This is a genomic window from Nonomuraea sp. CA-141351, from assembly GCF_050944675.1.
In the GTDB taxonomy this organism is placed as follows: domain Bacteria; phylum Actinomycetota; class Actinomycetes; order Streptosporangiales; family Streptosporangiaceae; genus Nonomuraea.
This window is the reverse complement of the sequence record NZ_CP191982.1, coordinates 10904098-10921159: the sequence shown is the minus strand read 5'-3', so window position 1 is coordinate 10921159 and position 17062 is coordinate 10904098. Positions and strand designations below refer to the sequence as shown.

Below are 17062 nucleotides of genomic sequence, written 5' to 3'. Positions count from 1 at the left end.
CAATGAAGTTCGGATCGGCGGTCGCGGCAGCGGCCCTCTTGGCGGTCGTCACCGCGTGTGGCTCAGGCACAACGACGGGAGGAGGAGGCGGAAGCGGCGGCGGGAAGATCGGTATCGACCACCCGCGGGCCGACTCCGACTTCTGGAACTCCTACATCAAGTACGTCCCGCAAATGGCCGGCGAGCTCAAGGTGGACCTCATGCCACCCACGAACTCGCAGAACGACGTGGCCAAGCTGGTCAACAACGTGCAGGCGCTGATCGGACAGGGTGCCAAGGCGATCGTCATGGCCCCGCAGGACACCGGCGCCATCGCCAACACGCTCCAGCAACTGGAGAACAAGAAGATCCCTGTCGTGACCGTCGACACCCGTCCGGACAAGGGCAAGGTCTACATGGTCGTACGCGCCGACAACCGCGCGTACGGGACGAAGGCCTGCGAGTTCCTCGGCGAGAAGCTGGGGGGCAAGGGCAAGGTCGTCCAGCTCCAGGGTGCGCTCAGCTCGATCAACGGCCGTGACAGGTCGGAGGCGTTCCTTGAGTGCATGAAGACCAAGTTCCCCGGCATCACGGTCTTCAGCGAGCCGACCGAGTGGGAGGGCAGCAAGGCGGCGTCGATGCTGCAGACCCGCCTGGAGCAGAACCCTGACATCAAGGGCATCTACATGCACGCCGGCGGCGTCCACCTGGCCCCGACGCTGCAGGTGCTGAAGCAGAAGGGGCTGCTCGTCCCGCCGAGCGACCCCAAGCACATCTTCGTGGTGTCGAACGACGGCATCCCGCAGGAGTTCGAGGCGATCCGCAAGGGCGACATCGATGCCACGGTATCGCAGCCGGCCGACCTGTATGCCAAGTACGCGCTCTTCTATGCCAAGGCCGCGTTGGAGGGTAAGACGTTCAAGCCCGGCCCGACCGACCACGACAGCAACATCATCCAGCTCCCGAACGGCCTGGAGGACCAGCTTGCCGCGCCGCTCGTGACGAAGGACAACGTGGACGACAAGAGCCTTTGGGGTAATCAGGTCAAGTGATGAAAAATCACGTTGAAGCCCGAAACGTCGTCAAGCGCTTCGGGCCGACCGTCGCGCTCAACGGCGCGGGGATCGCGATCGCCGATGGCGAGACCCACGCGCTCGTCGGCAGGAACGGCGCGGGGAAGTCCACCCTGGTGTCGATTCTCACCGGGCTCCAGCCGGCCGATGAAGGCGAGGTGCTGTTCTCGGGAGAGGCGGCGCCCGCCCTCGCCGACCGTGACGCCTGGCGGCAGCGCGTCGCCTGCGTCTATCAGAAGTCCACGATCATCCCGGCGCTCACGGTCGCAGAGAACCTGTTCCTCAACCGCCAGGCGGCCAAGGGCGCCAGGATCAACTGGCGGGCGCTGCGGACCAGGGCTCGCGACCTGCTGGACACGTACGAGGTGGATGTCGACGCGCAGGCGCTGGCCGGCGACCTGACCGTCGAGCAGCGCCAGCTCGTGGAGATCGCCCGCGCGCTGTCGTTCGGCGCCAGGTTCATCATCCTCGACGAGCCGACTGCCAGGCTCGACGGGCCGGCCATCGAGCGGCTGTTCGCCCGCATGCGCTCGCTGCGCGAGCAGGGCGTCACGATGATGTACATCTCCCACCACCTCGACGAGGTCTACGAGATCTGCCAGAGCGTCACGGTCTTCCGCGACGCGCGGCACATCGTGACCAGGCCCGTCGCGGACCTCCCGCACGACGAGCTGGTCGCCGCGATGACGGGCGAGGCCACGGTGGCCTACGAGTCCCGCGTGCACACGCCCGCCGACACGGTGGTGCTGTCGGGCGAGGGCCTCACGCTGGGCGGCCGCTACGCGAATGTTGATATCTCCGTTAAATCGGGTGAGGTCGTCGGCCTGGCCGGATCCGCGAGCAGCGGCAAGGTCGGCCTGGCCGAAACCCTGGTCGGGCTGCGCAAGGCCGACTCCGGCACGGTCACGGTCAACGGCACCCTGGTCAAGCCGGGCGACGTGCCCGCCGCCATGAAGGCGGGCCTCGGGTTCGTGCCGGAGGACCGTCACCACGAGGGCTTCGTCCCGCTGCTCTCGGTGGGGGAGAACGCCACGTTCCCGATCGCCCGCAAGCTGGGCCGGTACGGGATCGTGTCGCCGGCCCGCCGCCGGGCCAAGGCCGACGAGCTGATCAAAAACCTCGACATCAAGACAGAAGGGCCTGACCAGCCGGTTGGCGACCTGTCCGGAGGCAACGCCCAGAAGGTGGTGTTCGCGCGGGCGCTCGTGGACGACCCGAACGTGCTGGTCGTGATCAACCCCACCGCCGGCGTCGACGTCAAGGCCAAACAGGCCCTGCTCGGCGCCGTCGAGGACGCGGTCGAGCAGGGAGCCGGGGCTGTGGTGGTCTCCGACGAGCTCGACGACCTACGCATTTGCGACAGAGTGCTGGTGATGTTCCACGGCAGGGTCGTCAAGGACGTGCCGCGTGGCTGGACGGACCACGAGCTCGTGGCCGTGATGGAAGGCATAGAAGATTGACCACTTTGAGTGCGCCGGCCCCTCGGATCAGGCTCGCCAGGTTCCGTGACCTGACGCTGGTGCCGGTGATCGTGATCCTGCTCGTCGTGGGCGCGTTCCTCGACCCGACCTTCCTGACGGCGGGCAACCTCACGAACGTGCTGCAGCAACAGGCGGCGATCTCGCTCCTCGTGCTGGCGGAGGCGATGATCCTCATCGCCGGCAAGTTCGACCTCTCGCTGGAGTCGACGGTCGGCACCGCGCCGGCCATCGCGGTGATGCTGGTGATCCCGGTGTCGGCGGGCGGGTTCGGCATCGGGCTGCCGGGCGCGCTGGTGATCCCGCTGGCCCTGCTGGTCGGCGCCGCCATCGGGGCATTCAACGGCTTCCTGATCATCAGGTTCCAGTTGTCGGCGTTCATCGTCACGCTGGCGATGCTGATCATCGTGCACGGCTTCCTGCAGGGGCCGACGGAGGGCAAGACGCTCTTCCAGCTGCCCGACTCGATCCTCTACCTGGGCAGCGCCGTGTGGCTCGGCCTGCCCGCCGCCATCTGGATCGCCGGGGTGCTGTTCGCGGTGGGCATCTTCGGCCTGGGCTACCTGAGGCTCGGCCGCGCGCTCTACGCGATCGGCGGCAACGCCGACGCTGCCCGCGCCGCCGGCATCCGGGTGGACCGGGTGCTCTACGGGGTGTTCATCCTGGGCGGAACGCTGGCGGCGCTGGCCGGGATCCTGGAGACCGGCCGCCTCGGTGCGATCGGCAACAACCAGGGTGTCGGGTGGATCTTCATGGTGTTCGCGGCGGCGGTGATCGGCGGCGTGAGCATGGACGGCGGCAAGGGCACGATCCTGGGCGCGCTCACAGGCGTACTGGTGATCGGCCTGGTCCAGAACATTCTGACACTTATCGGCGTCTCGGGCTTCTGGCAGCCGGTGATCTACGGTGGGATCATCCTCATCGCACTGATGATCAGCCGGATCGCGGGCGGAAAGGCACAAGATTGAGCGGGATCGAGGAGCCTCGCATCGGCTCGGACGGCGGCGCGGTCGGCAGGGCTGAGGCTGGCCTGGATGGCAGCGCGGTCGGCGGGGCTGAGGCTGGTTTGGACGGCAGCGCGGTCGGCGGGGCTGAGGCCGGCTCGGATGGCGGCGCGGTCGGCAGGGCGGGGGCCGGGCGGGACGGTGGCAGGACTGGGACCGAGACCGGGACCAGGGCCGGGGGGGACGGTGGCGGGATCGAGTTGTCGCGTCACGGCTTCGGCGGGGCTCCGATCGGCAACCTCTTCCAGGAGGTGCCGGAGGAGCAGGCGCGCGCCACGATCGACGCGGCATGGGACAGCGGGGTGCGCCTGTTCGACACCGCGCCCCACTACGGACTCGGCCTCTCGGAGCGCCGCCTCGGCGCCGCTCTCAAAGGCCGTTCGGGCTACGTCCTCTCAACGAAGGTCGGCCGCCTGCTGGTGCCCGCGTCATCGCAGAGCGGCCGTGACGACGAGGGCTTCGACGTGTCCGCCGAGGTCCAACGGGTGTGGGACTTCTCCGGCGACGGCGTGCGCAGGTCCTTGGAGGAGTCCCTGGCCCGCCTCGGGCTCCCGTCCGTCGACATCGCACTCATCCACGACCCCGACGACCACCTGGAGCAGGCGCTCGAGGAGGCGTACCCGGCGCTGGCCGAGCTGCGGGCGCAGGGCGTGGTGAAGGCGATCGGCGTCGGGATGAACCAGTGGCAGGCGCCGCTGCGCTTCGTCCAGGAGACCTCCATCGACGTCGTCATGCTCGCGGGCCGCTACACCCTGCTCGACCAGTCCGGCCTGCCGCTCCTGGAGGAGTGCGCGCGGCGCGGGGTGAGGGTGCTGGCGGCGGGCGTCTTCAACAGCGGCATCCTGGCCACGCCGCGGCCGTCGGGCACGTACAACTACCAGCCCGCCCCCGCACCGATGCTGGAGAGGGCGACGAGGATCGCGGAGGTCTGCGAGCGCCACGGCGTCGCGCTGCCCCAGGCGGCCATGGCCTTCCCCCTGCGCCACCCGGCCGTCGCCTCGGTCGTCCTGGGCGCCCGCTCGCCCGAGGAGGTCACCGCGAACGCCGCCCTGTGGTCCCGCCCGGTGCCGGACGTGCTGTGGGAGGAGCTGAAGTCCGAGGGCCTGCTGCCGGAAGGAGCCGGCTGAGGCCGGAGGGCTCGACGACCGCCGGACGGTAGGGCCGTCCCTCGCGAGGCATGGCCGCGGTGCCGCCGTCAGACGCCGCGGCTGTTCCGGGGGTGGGGCGGCCCGCTGTGCCACCGTCGGGTGGGGTGGCTCGCTGTCCATCGCGGGCGTCACGGTGGTGGGCGTGTGGACGTTCCGAATGAAGGCGCGGCGGAGGAGGAGCGGCCATCCGCTGCGTGAACGGCGTGTCCCCAGGCGGGACCACGACCCGCCGCGCGCCCGGTCCGCTTGGGGGCGTCAGGAGGGGATGAACAGCCAGGACTTCGACGGCCCCGATTCGTACGGGGAGTCGAGGCGCTTGGCCACGATCCCGGGCAGGCCCTGCTCGCGGGCGGCCTGGCGCACAGGGCCGGCCTCGCCCGGCCACGACGGGGCGGTCTGCCAGTGGGCGCCCGCCGGCTCCAGCGCCTCCAGCGCCGCCCGCCGCACCGTGTAAGGCTGGTCGACCAGCGAATGGCCGTCGTCGTACAGCAGGTCGTAGAACACCAGGATCTCGGCGCCCCCCAGCGTGGCCAGCTCCCCGTCCAGTATCGCGGTGCGGCTGCCGAACGACCTCGCCAGCTCCGGAAGCCACGGATGTTCCCGCGCGGCCGTGGTGCGCCCGCCCTCGATGGGCACGAGCAGGCGCCGGCCGCCCCACGCGAACTCGAAGGCGTAGGCCGAGACGTCTTTCGGCGGCTTGGCGCGTTCCGTTGGGAGCATGGGCTCGACCTGTGGGAACGGGTCACGGGCCAGGGCGTCCATGCGGTGGATCATCCAGTTCTTCCCCCGCGTCCGGAACAGCACGAAACGCCCGGAGGCGCGCTTCCCATGCAGGACGAACTTGACCTCGCGATCAGACCACTTCTCGGTCTCGTACGTGCCGGTGTCCCAGATGGTCATCGTGCCGCCGCCGTACTCGCCCTTGGGGATCTCGCCGTGGAACGCGAGGTACTCCATCGGGTGGTCCTCGGTCTGCACGGCCAGGTGGTTCGTGCCGGGGTCGGTCGGCAGGCCCTTGGGGACGGCCCAGGAGGCGAGGACGCCGTCGCGCTCAAGGCGCAGGTCCCAGTGGAGGGAGCGCGCGTGGTGCTCCTGGATGACGAACGCGTTGCCCTTCCCCGTGGAGGGCGGCGACGGGGGGATGGGCTCGGGGGTTCGGCTGGCGTCGCGTTTACTCCGGTATCGCTCCAGTTTGTCGGACACGACAGGGGTACTACCCGCCCGTGCTCTCCCGGATCATCAGCCGGTACGGCACCCGGAACTCGCGTGCCTCTCTGGACGTGCCGCTGATGCGCTCGGCCAGCAGGTCCACAGCCTTTCCGGCGATCGTCTGCTTGTCGGGGGAGATCGTGGTCAGGGTCGGGGTGCCGTACCGGCCGTCCTCGATGTCGTCGAAGCCCGCCAGCGCCACGTCACCAGGCACCGCGAGACCGCGTTCGAGCAGGGTCCGCAGTGCGCCCAGTGCCAGCAGGTCGTTGAAGCAGAAGACCGCGTCGGGCGCCGCGCCGGAGTCGAGCAGCTCGGCCATCGCGCGGGCCCCGTCCGCCCGGTGGTACGCCTCGACCGGGACCACCAGCCGGTCGTCCTGCGGCAGCCCCGCCTCTTTCAGCGCCCGGCGGTAGCCCTCGAGCCGCAGCCGGGACGTCTCCGCCGCCTCGTCGTCCTTGGCCCCGATGGCGGCGATGCGGCGGCGGCCGAGCGAGGCCAGGTGCAGGGTCGCCTCCTTGGCCGCCGCAACGTTGTCCACCACGATGTGGTCGGCCGGACCTTCGTAGACCCGTTCGCCCAGGAGCACCATCGGCGTGTCATCCATGCGCGCGGCCAGGTCCTCGGGCGTCAGCGCCAGCGGGCTGAGGATCAGGCCGTCGATCAGGCGGGCGCGGAAGCCCTCGGCGACCAGCTGCTCGCGTTCCCGAGAGGCGCCCGTATGGTCGATCAGCACCGTCAGCCCCTGCTCCTCCGCCGCCGCCACCACGAACCTGGCCAGCTCCGCGAAGTACGGGGTGTCCAGCTCGGGCACGGCCAGGGCGATGATCCCGGTGCGGCCCTGCCGCAGGTTCCTGGCCGACAGGTTGGGCCGGTAGTTGAGCTCCTTGATGGCCGCCTCGACCCGGCTTCTGGTGGCCGGCGTGACGTGAACGTAGCCGTTCACCACGTTGGAAACGGTCTTCACCGAGACGCCGGCCAGGTGGGCCACGTCCTTGAGGCCGACGCGAGCTTTGTCCATGGACAGAAAGTGTATGCGCTTCTTTACAACGTTGAATACAACGATGTATAGATGGGGCAAGCCTACGAGGGAGGATTGTCCATGGAATCCGCCAAGCTCACGCTGGACCCGGCGTTCGAGGTCGGGCCGGTGGAACGGCGGCTGTTCGGATCGTTCGTCGAGCACATGGGGCGGTGCGTGTACACGGGCGTGTTCGAGCCCGGGCACGAGACCGCCGACGGCGACGGCCTGCGGCGTGACGTGATCGAGCTGGCGCGGGAAATGGGCGTGACGGCCGTCCGCTATCCGGGTGGCAACTTCGTGTCCAACTACGAATGGGAGGACGGCGTCGGGCCGGCACCGGAGCGGCCCACGAGGCTGGACCTGGCGTGGCGGCAGATCGAGACGAACGCGTTCGGGCTGGGCGAGTTCATGACCTGGCTGGGTGAGGTGGGGGCCGAGCCGGTGATGGCGGTCAACCTGGGCACCAGAGGCGTGCGCGAGGCCCGGGACCTGCTCGAATATGCCAACTACCCGGGCGGCACCCGCTGGTCCGACCTGCGCATCAAGCATGGCGTACGCGAGCCGTACGGCATCAAGGTGTGGTGCCTGGGCAACGAGATGGACGGACCCTGGCAGATCGGCGGGAAGACCGCAGTCGAGTACGGCAGGCTCGCGCTCGAGACGGCCAAGGCCATGCGCCGGGTGGACCCGAGCATCGAGCTGGTGGCCTGCGGCAGCTCCAACATGCGGATGCCCACGTTCGGCTCGTGGGAGGCGACGGTGCTGGAGCACTGCTACGACCAGGTGGACTACATCTCCGCGCACGCCTACTACGACGCGGTGGCCGGCGACCGGGCCAGTTACCTGGCCTCGGCGGTGGAGATGGAGCAGCACATCCAGGGTGTCATCGCCACGGCCGACCACGTGGGGGCCAAGCTCGGCAGCCGCAAGCGGCTCAAGATCTCCTTCGATGAGTGGAACGTCTGGTCGCAGAGCCTGTTCGGCGGCGAGGACAGCCTCGACTGGGCGCACGCGCCGCGCATCATCGAGGAGGAGTACGACGTGGCCGGCGCCGCGGTCGTCGGCAGCCTGCTCATCACCCTGCTCAACCACGCCGACCGCGTCGGCATCGCCTGCCAGGCCCAGCTCGCCAACGTGATCGCCCCCATCCGCACCGAGCCGGGCGGACCCGCGTGGCGGCAGACGATCTTCCACCCGTTCGCGCTCACCGCCGCCAACTCCCGAGGGCGGGTGCTGCAGGTGCAGGCCACGGCCCCGGCCATGCCGACCGAGCGCTACGGCGAAGTGCCCGTGCTGGCCGCCGCCGCCACCCTGGACGAGGGCGAGCTCTCGGTCTTCGCGGTGAACCGCGGCGAGACCCCGCTGCCGCTGGCCATCGACCTGCGCGGCCTGCCGCGACGCTCGGGGATCTCACACGTCACGGTCGCCGGAGACGACCCGGCCGCGCGTAACACCGAGCGCGATCCGCGCCGCGTCGAGCCCCGCGCGGTCCAGGGCGCGACGATCGACGGCGACCGGCTGAACGTGGTGCTCCCGCCGATCTCATTCAACGTCGTCAAGGCCTCGTGAGCGGGGCTCGAGGGCGGCACCTACCCTTGGTGAGTCAGTCCAGCTCGAGCGCCGTGCGCAGCCACGACTCCACGCCCGCCACGTGGACGGTCGCCCAGGAGCGTGCGACGTCGGCCTGGCGGGCGGCGATGGCCTCGTAGATCGCGGTGTGCTGCTCCCGCGTCTTCTGCATCGCGCCCTCCTGCGTGAGCCCACGCCAGATCCTGGCCCGAGTGGTCGGACCTGACAGGCTCTCGATGAACGAGGCCAGCACGCTGTTGCCCGATCCCTGTGCGATCCGCTGGTGGAAGCGCAGGTCGTTGGCCACGAGCTCTTCGACCGTGGGCTCGGCGGGCAGGGACTCGAGGATCACACGCAGCTCCTCGATCCCCTCGTCGGTCATGAGCTCGGTCGCCATCGCCGTGGCGGCCGGCTCCAGGATGCGCCTGACCTCGAAGAACTGGATCACCGTGTCGTCGCGGTGCAGGTCGAGCACGAACGACATGGTGTCGAGCAGCAGGCGCGGCTCCAGGCTGGTGACGTAGGTGCCGTCGCCCTGACGTACGTCGAGCACGTTGATCAGGGACAGGGCGCGCACGGCCTCACGCAGCGAGTTGCGTGACAGGCCGAGGCGCTCGGCGAGGTCGGCCTCCTTGGGCAGCCTGTCGCCTGGGGCCAGCTCGCCAGAGACGATCATCTGCTTGATCTTGTCGATGGCCGCGTCGGTGACCGCCACGCTTCTCTCCCTAGACATCGGATGTCTAGGAGTCTAGAGCCTGGAAGCGGACCAGATCGACACCGGGGACCCGGCGAACCTGTCCTCGGGCCTCCAGGGCGCGCAGGTGCGCCGCGGCCTCGCCGGCCGCCATGCCTCTCAGCATGGGGGACAGGTCGTCCCATGGCCTGTTCCACGTCATCATCGCGGCGACCTCCCAGATGGTCTGCGGCTCCGGCCGCTGGGCCAGGAGAGCGCGCAGCCGTTCGAGCTTCTCCTCGTGATGGTGGCGGATCTCGGCGGCCCGCGCGGCCACATCCGGAAATATCCACTCATGTGCGGGGAGGGCGTCGAGGGGTCCCAGCTCACCGACCCTGTCCAAGGAGTCCAGGAAGTCGCCCAATGGATCGACATCGTCCCGGTCGTAGGGATAAATCCCGACGTGGGGAGTGATGTCGGGGAGGACGTGGTCGCCGGTGAACAGCCGGTCGGCGTCCTCCAGGTGCAGGCAGATGTGCCCGGGGGTGTGCCCGGGCGTGTGGACGGCCCGCAGCTTGCGCCCCGGCAGGTCCACCAGGTCACCGTCACGCAGCTCGCGGTCGGGCAGGGCGGGCGGCGTCGGGCGGCTCACCGCCTGCCGCACCTCGCCCGGGTCGGCCCCCGCCCGCCTCAGCATGTCGGACTGGAAGCTCTCGTGCTGGTCGGCCGGATACTCGTGCATGAGCCTGACCAGCGCCGCGTCGTTCTCGTGCATCGCGATCCACGCCCCGGACCGCTCTTTGACCTGCCCCGCGAGCCCGGCGTGGTCGGGATGGAAATGGGTGACGACCACCCCGCTCACCGTGCTCACGTCGAGCCCGAGCGCCGCGAGCCCGCCGCTGAGCGCCTCCCAGGCGTCCGGATGGTTCCACCCGGCGTCGACCAGCACCGGCCCCTTGGGCGACTCGACGGCGTAGACGAGTGTGTAGCCGAGCGGGTTGCCCGGGATGGGCACCGGCACGTTCCACACCCCGCCGCCGAGGTCCTGCGGCCGCTGCTCGGAGTACGGCCTGCGTCTGCTCTTCATGCGCTCCCCGATCGGGTGGTCATTCGTGTCAGCCGATCCGCTCCAGGACGGTGGCCGTGGCCAGCGCGCCGCCAGCGCACATCGTGACCAGGGCGGTGGCCGAATCCGACCGCTCCAGTTCGTGCAGCGCCGTGGTGATCAGCCGTGCGCCGGTGGCGCCGACCGGATGCCCAAGCGCGATGGCGCCTCCGTTGACGTTGACGCGGTCGAAGTCCGGCTCGTGCACACTCGCCCACGACAGCACGACCGACGCGAAAGCCTCGTTCACCTCGAACCTGTCGATGTCACCGATCGTCATCCCGGCCGCCGTCAGTGCCTTGGCCGTCGCCTCCACCGGCCCGTCCAGGTGGTAGTACGGCTCCGCGCCCACGAGTGCCTGCGCCAGGATCCGCGCCCTGGGCCGCAGCCCGTGCCTCGCGGCCGCCTCCTCGCTCATCACCAGCACGGCCGCGGCGCCGTCGGAGATCTGCGACGAGGTGCCCGCGGTGTGCAGCCCGCCGTCGGCGACGGGCTTGAGCTTGGCCAGGGTCTCGGCCGTGGTCTCGCGTAATCCCTGGTCTCTGCGTACGTCCCCGACGGGCACGATCTCCCGCTCGAACCGCCCGTCGGCCCACGCCTTGGCCGCCAGCCGCTGCGAGCGCGCCCCGAACCAGTCGAGCCGCTCCCGCGTCAGCCCGCGCCGCCGCGCGATCCGTTCGGCGGCGGTGAACTGGTCGGGCAGGTCGATGCTCCAGTCGTCCGGCTTGGCCCTGGCGGGCGCCACGTTGCTGCCGAGCGGAGCCCGGCTCATCACCTCGACACCGCACCCGATACCCGCCTCGATCACGCCCGAGCTCACCATCGCCGCCGCGAGGTGCACCGCCTGCTGCGACGACCCGCACTGCGCGTCCACGGTCGTCGCCCCGGTCGCGTACGGCAGCCCGGCATACAGCCACGAGTAGCGCCCGACGTGCCCGCCCTGCTCGCCCGCCTGCGTCACGCACCCGGCGAACACCTGGCCCACGGCCGCCGGATCGATGCCCGAGCGCTGGACGAGCCCGTTCATCGCGATGGCCAGGACCTGTTGCGGCTTGAACCCGGCCAGCCAGCCTGCCCGCTTGCCGATGGGAGTGCGAACGGCCTCGACGATCACAGGTGTGCCCACAGTCGCCTCCAGAACGATGCTCTGGCGAGACTGTAACGCGTTCTACTTTGTCGCGGAACCCTCCAGCGCCGACGGCAGCCCGAACGTCTTGAACAGGTTCTCCTCGAAGAACATGCCGACATGGCTGATCCGCTCCCCGGAGAACGTCAGCACCATGATCGCGAACTGCCGGTAGACGCCGTCCTCGCGGAAGTACACGGCGAAGGCCGGCTGCCCGTTGGCGGCGGTCGGCACCAGCTTGAGATCGCCGGCGCGCTCGGCGGGACACTGCGTCCTGGTGAGCTCCGCGATCGTCTCCGGCCCCTGGTACCAGCCGACGAAGGGCGGCATCTCCCAGATCGCGTCCTTGGTGAACAGATGCACCAGGCTGTCGACGTCGTAGTTCTCGAACGCGGCCACGTAACGCTCGAGCTGGGCCCGCTGCTCGGGCGACAGCGGCTCGACCGGGTCGTCGATGCTCGGCTGCACCTCGTTGAGCTGGGCGCGGGCCCGCTGGAGGATGCTGTTGACGGCCGCGGTGGACGTCTCCAGCGCCTCGGCCACCTCGGCGGCCTTCCACTTGAGCACGTCGCGCAGGACCAGCACCGCGCGCTGCCGGGGCGGCAGATGCTGCAGCGCGGCGATGAGCGCGAGCCTGATGCTCTCGCGCGAGGTCACGATCGAGGCGGGGTCGTCGCCGCCCGTGCCCGTCAGCGCGTCGGGCGCGGGCTCCAGCCACGGCACCTCGTTGTCCGTCACCAGGGGAGCGGCCGGCTCGGTGCTGGGGGCGCCGAGACCGGTGGGGAGCGGCCGCCTGCTCCGGCTGTCGAGCGCGGTCAGGCAGGCGCTGGTGGCGATGCGGTAGAGCCACGTGCGCAACGAGGAACGCCCCTCGAAGCCGTCATAGGCCCGCCACGCGCGCAGGTACGTCTCCTGGACGAGGTCCTCCGCGTCGTGCACCGAGCCCATCATCCGGTAGCAGTGCGCCAGCAACTCGCGCCGCATCGGATCAGCGTGCTGGAGGAACTCCTCGTTTGTCGGCTTGTCGGTCATACCTCTCTGTATAGACCTCGCCACCGACAGACCGATGACTTTCAAGCCCACGGCCCGTCTATTAAGGCGAACCATTTACGGAACCAAAGGAATGACCATGAATTCGGAACGTTCGCGCTGGGTGGCGCTGGCGGTGCTGTGCACCGGAATGCTAATGATCGTCCTCGATGTCACCGTGGTGAACGTGGCGCTGCCCGCCATCCAGAGTGACCTGGGCTTCACCCAGTCCAGCCTCGCCTGGGTGGTGAACGCGTACCTGATCGCCTTCGGCGGCCTGCTGCTCCTGGCGGGCCGGGTCGGCGACCTGGTCTCGCGCAGGGGCGTCTTCCTGGCCGGGCTGGCGGTGTTCGTGCTGGCCTCGCTGGTGTGCGGGCTGGCGGGCAGCCAGGAGGTGCTGATCGCCGCGCGGTTCGTGCAGGGCGTCGGCGGCGCGATGACCTCGGCCGTCATCCTCGGCGTGATCGTCACCATGTTCCCCGAGCCGCGCGAGCGCGCCAAGGCCCTCGGCTTCTACAGCTTCGTCGCCTCCGCGGGCGGCTCGATCGGGCTGCTGGCCGGCGGCGTGCTGACGCAGGGCATCAACTGGCACTGGATCTTCTTCATCAACATCCCCATCGGGCTGGCCACCGGGGTGGCGTCCGTGCGGCTGCTGCCCAGGGACCGGGGTACCGGCCTCGGCCGGGGCGCCGACCTGCTGGGCGCCGTACTGATCACCGCGGCCCTGATGCTGGGGGTCTACACGATCGTCAAGCCCGCCGCCGAGCTGGGCTGGGGCTCGGCGCAGACGCTGTCGCTCGGGGGTGCTTCCGTTCTGCTGCTCCTGCTGTTCGTGCTGCGCCAGGCCAAGGCCCGCGACCCGCTGGTCCCGCTGCGGATCTTCCGCTCGGCGAACGTCTCCGGTGCGAACGCCATCCAGGCACTGACCGTGGCCGGCATGTTCGGGATGTTCTTCCTGGGGACGCTGTATCTGCAGCAGGTGCTCGGGTACGACTCGCTCACCACGGGTCTGGCGTTCCTGCCGCACAGTGTCCTGATGGGGGCGCTGTCGCTGCGTTACTCCGAGCGGCTGGTCACCCGGTTCGGCGCCAGAGCCACCCTGCTGGGCGGGCTGGTGCTGATCGCCGCCGGGCTGGCGCTGTTCGCCCGGGTCCCGGTGGGCGGGAGCTACCTGGTGGACGTGCTGCCTGCGACGCTGTTGCTCGCTGTGGGGATCAGCGGCGCGTTCCCGGCGCTGGCCGCGCTGGCCATGTCGGGCGCCACGCGGGAGGACGCCGGGCTGGCCTCGGGCCTGGTGAACACGACCACGCAGGTGGGCGCGGCGATGGGGCTGGCGGTGCTGGCCACGCTGTCGGCCACGCGAACCGGCCAACTCGCCGCCGAGGGCCGTCCCGAGGCGGAGGCGCTGACCGGGGGCTACCAGCTCGCGTTCCTGATCGGGACCGCCCTCGTCGCGGTGTCCATCGCCATCGCGCTCACGGTGCTCAAGCCGGAACGCCCTGAGCCGGCTGAGGACTCGGAGGCCCACGACGAGCTCCCCCTCTCCGTGGGCCACTGACCCACCACCCCACGAACCGCCCGCCTCGGACCGCGGTTCTTGGGGTGGGACCTACATCGAGCTGGTCCTCACCTCCCACCTGCGAGTCCGCGCGGCCAGGGGGTGGTGGGCCGTGACGGCTCTGGTGCGGCGGGTCAGTGCGGGACGGTGAGGACGATCTTGCCGGTGGTACGGTTCGTCTCGCCGAGCTCGTGGGCCTTGGCCGCCTCCGCCAGCGGAAGGGTCGCGGCGATCTCCACCCGCATCCTGCCCGCCTCGACCAGGGCTGAGATCGCGCGCATCGCGGCCTGGTCCGGCTCCACCAGCATGGCCTCCGAGCGGATGCCCAGCTCGGCGGCCTTCGCTTGGGCGTCCGGGTCGAGCACACTGAGCACGAGCGAGATGATCGTGCCGCCCTCGCGCATGGTACGCAGAGAGCGCGCGCCGTAGTCCCCGCCGATCGTGTCCAGCATCACGTCCACGTCCCGCACGACCTCGGCGAAGTCCTCGTTCCGGTAGTCGACCAGTTCGTCGGCACCCAGACCGCGCAGGAACTCGTGCTTGGCCGCGCTGGCCGTCCCTATCACATACGCCCCGCGCGCCTTGGCGATCTGCACTGCGAGGTGTCCGACCCCGCCCGCGGCGGCGTGAACCAGCACGCGCTGGCCGCCCTTCAGACCGGCGACGTCCACGAGCGCCTGCCAGGCGGTCAGTGCGGCGAGCGGGATCCCGGCCGCGTGGACGTGGTCGATGTTGGCGGGCTTGCGTACGAAGTGCCGGGACGGCGCGGTCACGTACTCGGCGAAGGCGCCGTGCTTGTCCGGGTACTTCAGCATGCCGAACACCTCGTCGCCCGGCTTGTAGAGCGCCTGCCCGACACCGGACTCCTCGACCACGCCCGAGACGTCCCACCCGAGGACGAACGGTGGCCCATCCTTCAGGAAGCCGCCTCTCTCGCGGGTCTTCCAGTCGGTCGGGTTCAGCCCGGCCGCCTCCACCCGCACCAGCACCTCGGTCGGGCCGGGCACCGGCTTGTCCACCTCGACCATCTTCAGCACTTCCGGGCCGCCCAGGGTGTCCTGGCTGATCGCTTTCATCTTCATGGAACCCAGCCTGCTAAGAGAGGCACCAAACTCGCGAGTGGCCCAAAGGCCATGATGTGTAAAGATCGGGCCATGCATCGCGTTGCCGTCCTTGCCGTTGACGGGGTCATCCCGTTCGAGTTGAGCGTTCCGTCCCGGATCTTCTGCGTTGCACATGGGGCCGGCGGCGAGCCGCTCTATGAGGTGGTCACCTGCACGCTCGACGGCAGGCCCGTCGCCACCGCCGCCGACTACTCCGTCGCGGTAGATCACGACGCGAGTGTGCTGGAGAGCGCCGACACGGTGGTGGTGCCCGCCGCGGAGTGGTTCTCCGAGATCACGGGCAAGGACTCGTTGCCGGCAGGACTGGCCGGGGCGCTGGCCCGGATCCGTCCCGGCGCCCGGGTCGTGTCCATCTGCGTCGGCACGTTCGTGCTGGCGGCCGCGGGCCTGCTCGACGGCCGCCCGGCGACCACGCACTGGCGGGACGCCAAGCGGTTCGCGGCCCTGTTCCCAGAGGTGCGGGTGGACGCGGACGTGCTCTTCGTGGACGACGGCGACGTGCTGACCTCGGCGGGCGCGTCTGCCGGGGTTGATCTCTTCCTCCACCTCGTCCGCCGAGACCACGGCAGCCGGGTCGCCAACCAGGTCGCCAGGGCGTGCGTGGTGCCGCCGTGGCGGGACGGCGGCCAGGCACAGTACATCGAGCACCCGGTGCCCGAGCCGTCCAGCGTCGGCACCGCCCCCACCAGGGCCTGGGCCATGGAACGGCTGGGCGCCCCGCTCCGGCTGGACGACCTGGCGGCTCACGCGGGGATGAGCAGGCGCACGTTCACCCGGCATTTCCGGCAGGAGGTGGGGATGAGCCCGGGCCAGTGGCTGACGCAGCAGCGCGTCGCCCTGGCCAGGCATCTGCTGGAGACCAGCGACCTCCCGGTGGACCGCATCGCGGACCGCGCAGGCTTCGGAACGCCGGTCTCCCTCAGGCAACACCTGCAGGCGGCGGTGGGGGTCTCACCGCACGCGTACCGCCGCACGTTCCACATGACGAACTAGGCGACCGGCTCACCGGGCACCACCCAGGCGGCCCACTGTGCGCTCCGTAACGGCGGCACGCCACTGAAGGGTCACAGGCCGTTTCCTGGAGGGCCGTCAGCCGAAGTGCGGCGGGTGGCTTGCCCGTGCGGAGCCGTAACGTATGGGTTTCTTGCCGGGTCGGGGGCCGTTTCCTGGAGGGCCGTCAGCCGAAGCGCGGTGATGCTCTTAGAAGTCGGCGAAGAGTCTGGCGGCGGCGGTTTCGATGCGGCGCTGGATCTGATCGTAGGTGCGGCGGCCGCGGAGCATTTCGAGGAGCTCCTGCACCCACACGCTGGCCAGCGACCCCGCCAGGTCGAGCTGCTCCTCGCTCGCGGCTTCGAGGCTCAGGCCGTCGGCCGAGACGCGCAGCAGCAGCCCCGTCATGCGCTCGCCGAACGGCGTCTGCACCTCCGCCATGATCAGCGAGCGGATGAGCGCGTCGGCCAGCTCCGGCTCGCGCATCAGCCCGCGCGTCGCTCTCATCAGTACGTCCACCGCGCGGCTCGCCGGGGTGGTGGCTCCGGGCGGCCTGCGCTCGATGCTGCTTTCCAGGAGGTCGATCTCCTCGCCCACCACCGCCACCACCAGGTCCATCTTGGACGGGAAGTAGCGGTAGAGCGTGCCGAGCGCCACGCCCGCGCGCTCGGCCACCGTGCGCATCTGCATGGCCTCGACCCCGCCGCGTGAGGCGAGGGCGGCCGCCGCCTGGACGATGCGCTTGCGGCGTTGGTGCTGGCTGCGCGTACGGACGCTGTGCCCGCCCGTCGTGGGGTGGCTCTCCATGGTCCCCTCGGTGTCGCTGGAGGGCGCGGCGATTGACGCGTGCGTGGTACGCATAAGAACACGTTATCTGATTTCTTGATATCGCGGCTTGTTACTCGCGGGTCACAAAGTGGCCGTATAGCCCCATGTCTACGGCGTTACAGGCATATGTCCCGACTTATCGACACAG

Annotated in this window: 15 protein-coding genes; 7 read left to right on the top strand and 8 right to left on the bottom strand. The window is 70.0% G+C overall.

The features are described from left to right. Nucleotides 1–2 precede the first annotated feature (2 nt). The 4 genes from ACQPWU_RS51235 to ACQPWU_RS51220 are packed head-to-tail and all read left to right on the top strand — an operon-like array spanning nucleotide 3 to nucleotide 4661. Nucleotides 3–1031: a sugar ABC transporter substrate-binding protein gene (locus ACQPWU_RS51235; RefSeq protein WP_433433918.1), complete on the top strand. Its 1029-nt coding sequence runs from the start codon at nucleotides 3–5 to the stop codon at nucleotides 1029–1031. Beyond that, a complete protein-coding gene (locus ACQPWU_RS51230; protein ID WP_433433917.1) occupies nucleotides 1031–2512 on the top strand; it encodes a sugar ABC transporter ATP-binding protein in 1482 nt (493 codons plus the stop codon). The genes ACQPWU_RS51235 and ACQPWU_RS51230 overlap by 1 nt, the downstream gene beginning before the upstream one ends. Next, nucleotides 2509–3498: an ABC transporter permease gene (locus ACQPWU_RS51225; RefSeq protein WP_433433916.1), complete on the top strand. Its 990-nt coding sequence runs from the start codon at nucleotides 2509–2511 to the stop codon at nucleotides 3496–3498. Before ACQPWU_RS51230 ends, ACQPWU_RS51225 begins: the two co-directional genes overlap by 4 nt. Then, on the top strand, nucleotides 3495–4661 hold the full coding sequence (locus ACQPWU_RS51220) for an aldo/keto reductase (RefSeq protein WP_433433914.1): 1167 nt from the start codon (nucleotides 3495–3497) through the stop codon (nucleotides 4659–4661). Before ACQPWU_RS51225 ends, ACQPWU_RS51220 begins: the two co-directional genes overlap by 4 nt. A gap of 276 nt (nucleotides 4662–4937) precedes the next feature. On the opposite strand, the gene ACQPWU_RS51215 is transcribed toward ACQPWU_RS51220, so the two are convergent. Together ACQPWU_RS51215 and ACQPWU_RS51210 are read right to left on the bottom strand one after the other, a co-directional pair. Beyond that, a complete protein-coding gene (locus ACQPWU_RS51215; protein ID WP_433433912.1) occupies nucleotides 4938–5885 on the bottom strand; it encodes a DNA polymerase ligase N-terminal domain-containing protein in 948 nt (315 codons plus the stop codon). A 10-nt stretch (nucleotides 5886–5895) separates the two neighbouring features. Then, nucleotides 5896–6909 (bottom strand): LacI family DNA-binding transcriptional regulator, encoded by a 1014-nt coding sequence (locus tag ACQPWU_RS51210; RefSeq protein ID WP_433433910.1) that lies wholly within the window; start codon nucleotides 6907–6909, stop codon nucleotides 5896–5898. A gap of 81 nt (nucleotides 6910–6990) precedes the next feature. Between ACQPWU_RS51210 and ACQPWU_RS51205 the strand changes: the two genes are divergently transcribed. Further along, nucleotides 6991–8481 (top strand): alpha-N-arabinofuranosidase, encoded by a 1491-nt coding sequence (locus ACQPWU_RS51205; protein WP_433433908.1) that lies wholly within the window; start codon nucleotides 6991–6993, stop codon nucleotides 8479–8481. A gap of 34 nt (nucleotides 8482–8515) precedes the next feature. Here ACQPWU_RS51205 and ACQPWU_RS51200 read toward each other — a convergent pair whose 3' ends face one another. Genes ACQPWU_RS51200 through ACQPWU_RS51185 form a run of 4 tightly spaced genes read right to left on the bottom strand, consistent with a single transcriptional unit; the run spans nucleotide 8516 to nucleotide 12417 of the window. Beyond that, nucleotides 8516–9196 (bottom strand): FadR/GntR family transcriptional regulator, encoded by a 681-nt coding sequence (locus tag ACQPWU_RS51200; RefSeq protein ID WP_433433906.1) that lies wholly within the window; start codon nucleotides 9194–9196, stop codon nucleotides 8516–8518. A 25-nt stretch (nucleotides 9197–9221) separates the two neighbouring features. Beyond that, entirely contained in the window at nucleotides 9222–10241 is a 1020-nt protein-coding gene (locus ACQPWU_RS51195) for an MBL fold metallo-hydrolase (protein WP_433433904.1), read from the bottom strand. A gap of 28 nt (nucleotides 10242–10269) precedes the next feature. Then, complete coding sequence (locus tag ACQPWU_RS51190) at nucleotides 10270–11385, bottom strand: steroid 3-ketoacyl-CoA thiolase (RefSeq protein ID WP_433433902.1); 1116 nt, start codon at nucleotides 11383–11385, stop codon at nucleotides 10270–10272. Nucleotides 11386–11427: 42 nt separating this feature from the next. Then, nucleotides 11428–12417 carry a sigma-70 family RNA polymerase sigma factor gene (locus ACQPWU_RS51185; protein ID WP_433433900.1) on the bottom strand — a complete coding sequence of 330 codons (990 nt, stop codon included), beginning with the start codon at nucleotides 12415–12417 and terminating at the stop codon, nucleotides 11428–11430. A gap of 97 nt (nucleotides 12418–12514) precedes the next feature. Between ACQPWU_RS51185 and ACQPWU_RS51180 the strand changes: the two genes are divergently transcribed. Next, nucleotides 12515–13972, top strand: a complete 1458-nt coding sequence (locus ACQPWU_RS51180) for an MFS transporter (protein WP_433433898.1) — start codon at nucleotides 12515–12517, stop codon at nucleotides 13970–13972. Between the two features lie 134 nt (nucleotides 13973–14106). Here ACQPWU_RS51180 and ACQPWU_RS51175 read toward each other — a convergent pair whose 3' ends face one another. After that, nucleotides 14107–15048 carry an NADP-dependent oxidoreductase gene (locus ACQPWU_RS51175; protein WP_433445511.1) on the bottom strand — a complete coding sequence of 314 codons (942 nt, stop codon included), beginning with the start codon at nucleotides 15046–15048 and terminating at the stop codon, nucleotides 14107–14109. A gap of 78 nt (nucleotides 15049–15126) precedes the next feature. On the opposite strand from ACQPWU_RS51175, the gene ACQPWU_RS51170 reads away from it, so the two are divergent. Further along, the gene (locus tag ACQPWU_RS51170) at nucleotides 15127–16089 is read left to right on the top strand and encodes a GlxA family transcriptional regulator (protein ID WP_433433896.1); all 963 of its coding nucleotides are present in this window, start codon (nucleotides 15127–15129) and stop codon (nucleotides 16087–16089) included. A 207-nt stretch (nucleotides 16090–16296) separates the two neighbouring features. On the opposite strand, the gene ACQPWU_RS51165 is transcribed toward ACQPWU_RS51170, so the two are convergent. Further along, nucleotides 16297–16893: a TetR family transcriptional regulator gene (locus ACQPWU_RS51165; RefSeq protein ID WP_433445510.1), complete on the bottom strand. Its 597-nt coding sequence runs from the start codon at nucleotides 16891–16893 to the stop codon at nucleotides 16297–16299. Between the last annotated feature and the right edge of the window lie 169 nt (nucleotides 16894–17062).

Coding starts and splice junctions, on each gene's coding strand:
- ACQPWU_RS51180 (WP_433433898.1), top strand. CDS start 12,515: ATGAATTCGGAACGTTCGCGCTGGGTGGCGCTGGCGGTGCTGTGCACC.
- ACQPWU_RS51205 (WP_433433908.1), top strand. CDS start 6,991: ATGGAATCCGCCAAGCTCACGCTGGACCCGGCGTTCGAGGTCGGGCCG.
- ACQPWU_RS51235 (WP_433433918.1), top strand. CDS start 3: ATGAAGTTCGGATCGGCGGTCGCGGCAGCGGCCCTCTTGGCGGTCGTC.
- ACQPWU_RS51175 (WP_433445511.1), bottom strand. CDS start 15,048: ATGAAAGCGATCAGCCAGGACACCCTGGGCGGCCCGGAAGTGCTGAAG.
- ACQPWU_RS51230 (WP_433433917.1), top strand. CDS start 1,031: ATGAAAAATCACGTTGAAGCCCGAAACGTCGTCAAGCGCTTCGGGCCG.
- ACQPWU_RS51195 (WP_433433904.1), bottom strand. CDS start 10,241: ATGAAGAGCAGACGCAGGCCGTACTCCGAGCAGCGGCCGCAGGACCTC.
- ACQPWU_RS51210 (WP_433433910.1), bottom strand. CDS start 6,909: ATGGACAAAGCTCGCGTCGGCCTCAAGGACGTGGCCCACCTGGCCGGC.
- ACQPWU_RS51170 (WP_433433896.1), top strand. CDS start 15,127: ATGCATCGCGTTGCCGTCCTTGCCGTTGACGGGGTCATCCCGTTCGAG.
- ACQPWU_RS51165 (WP_433445510.1), bottom strand. CDS start 16,893: ATGGAGAGCCACCCCACGACGGGCGGGCACAGCGTCCGTACGCGCAGC.
- ACQPWU_RS51185 (WP_433433900.1), bottom strand. CDS start 12,417: ATGACCGACAAGCCGACAAACGAGGAGTTCCTCCAGCACGCTGATCCG.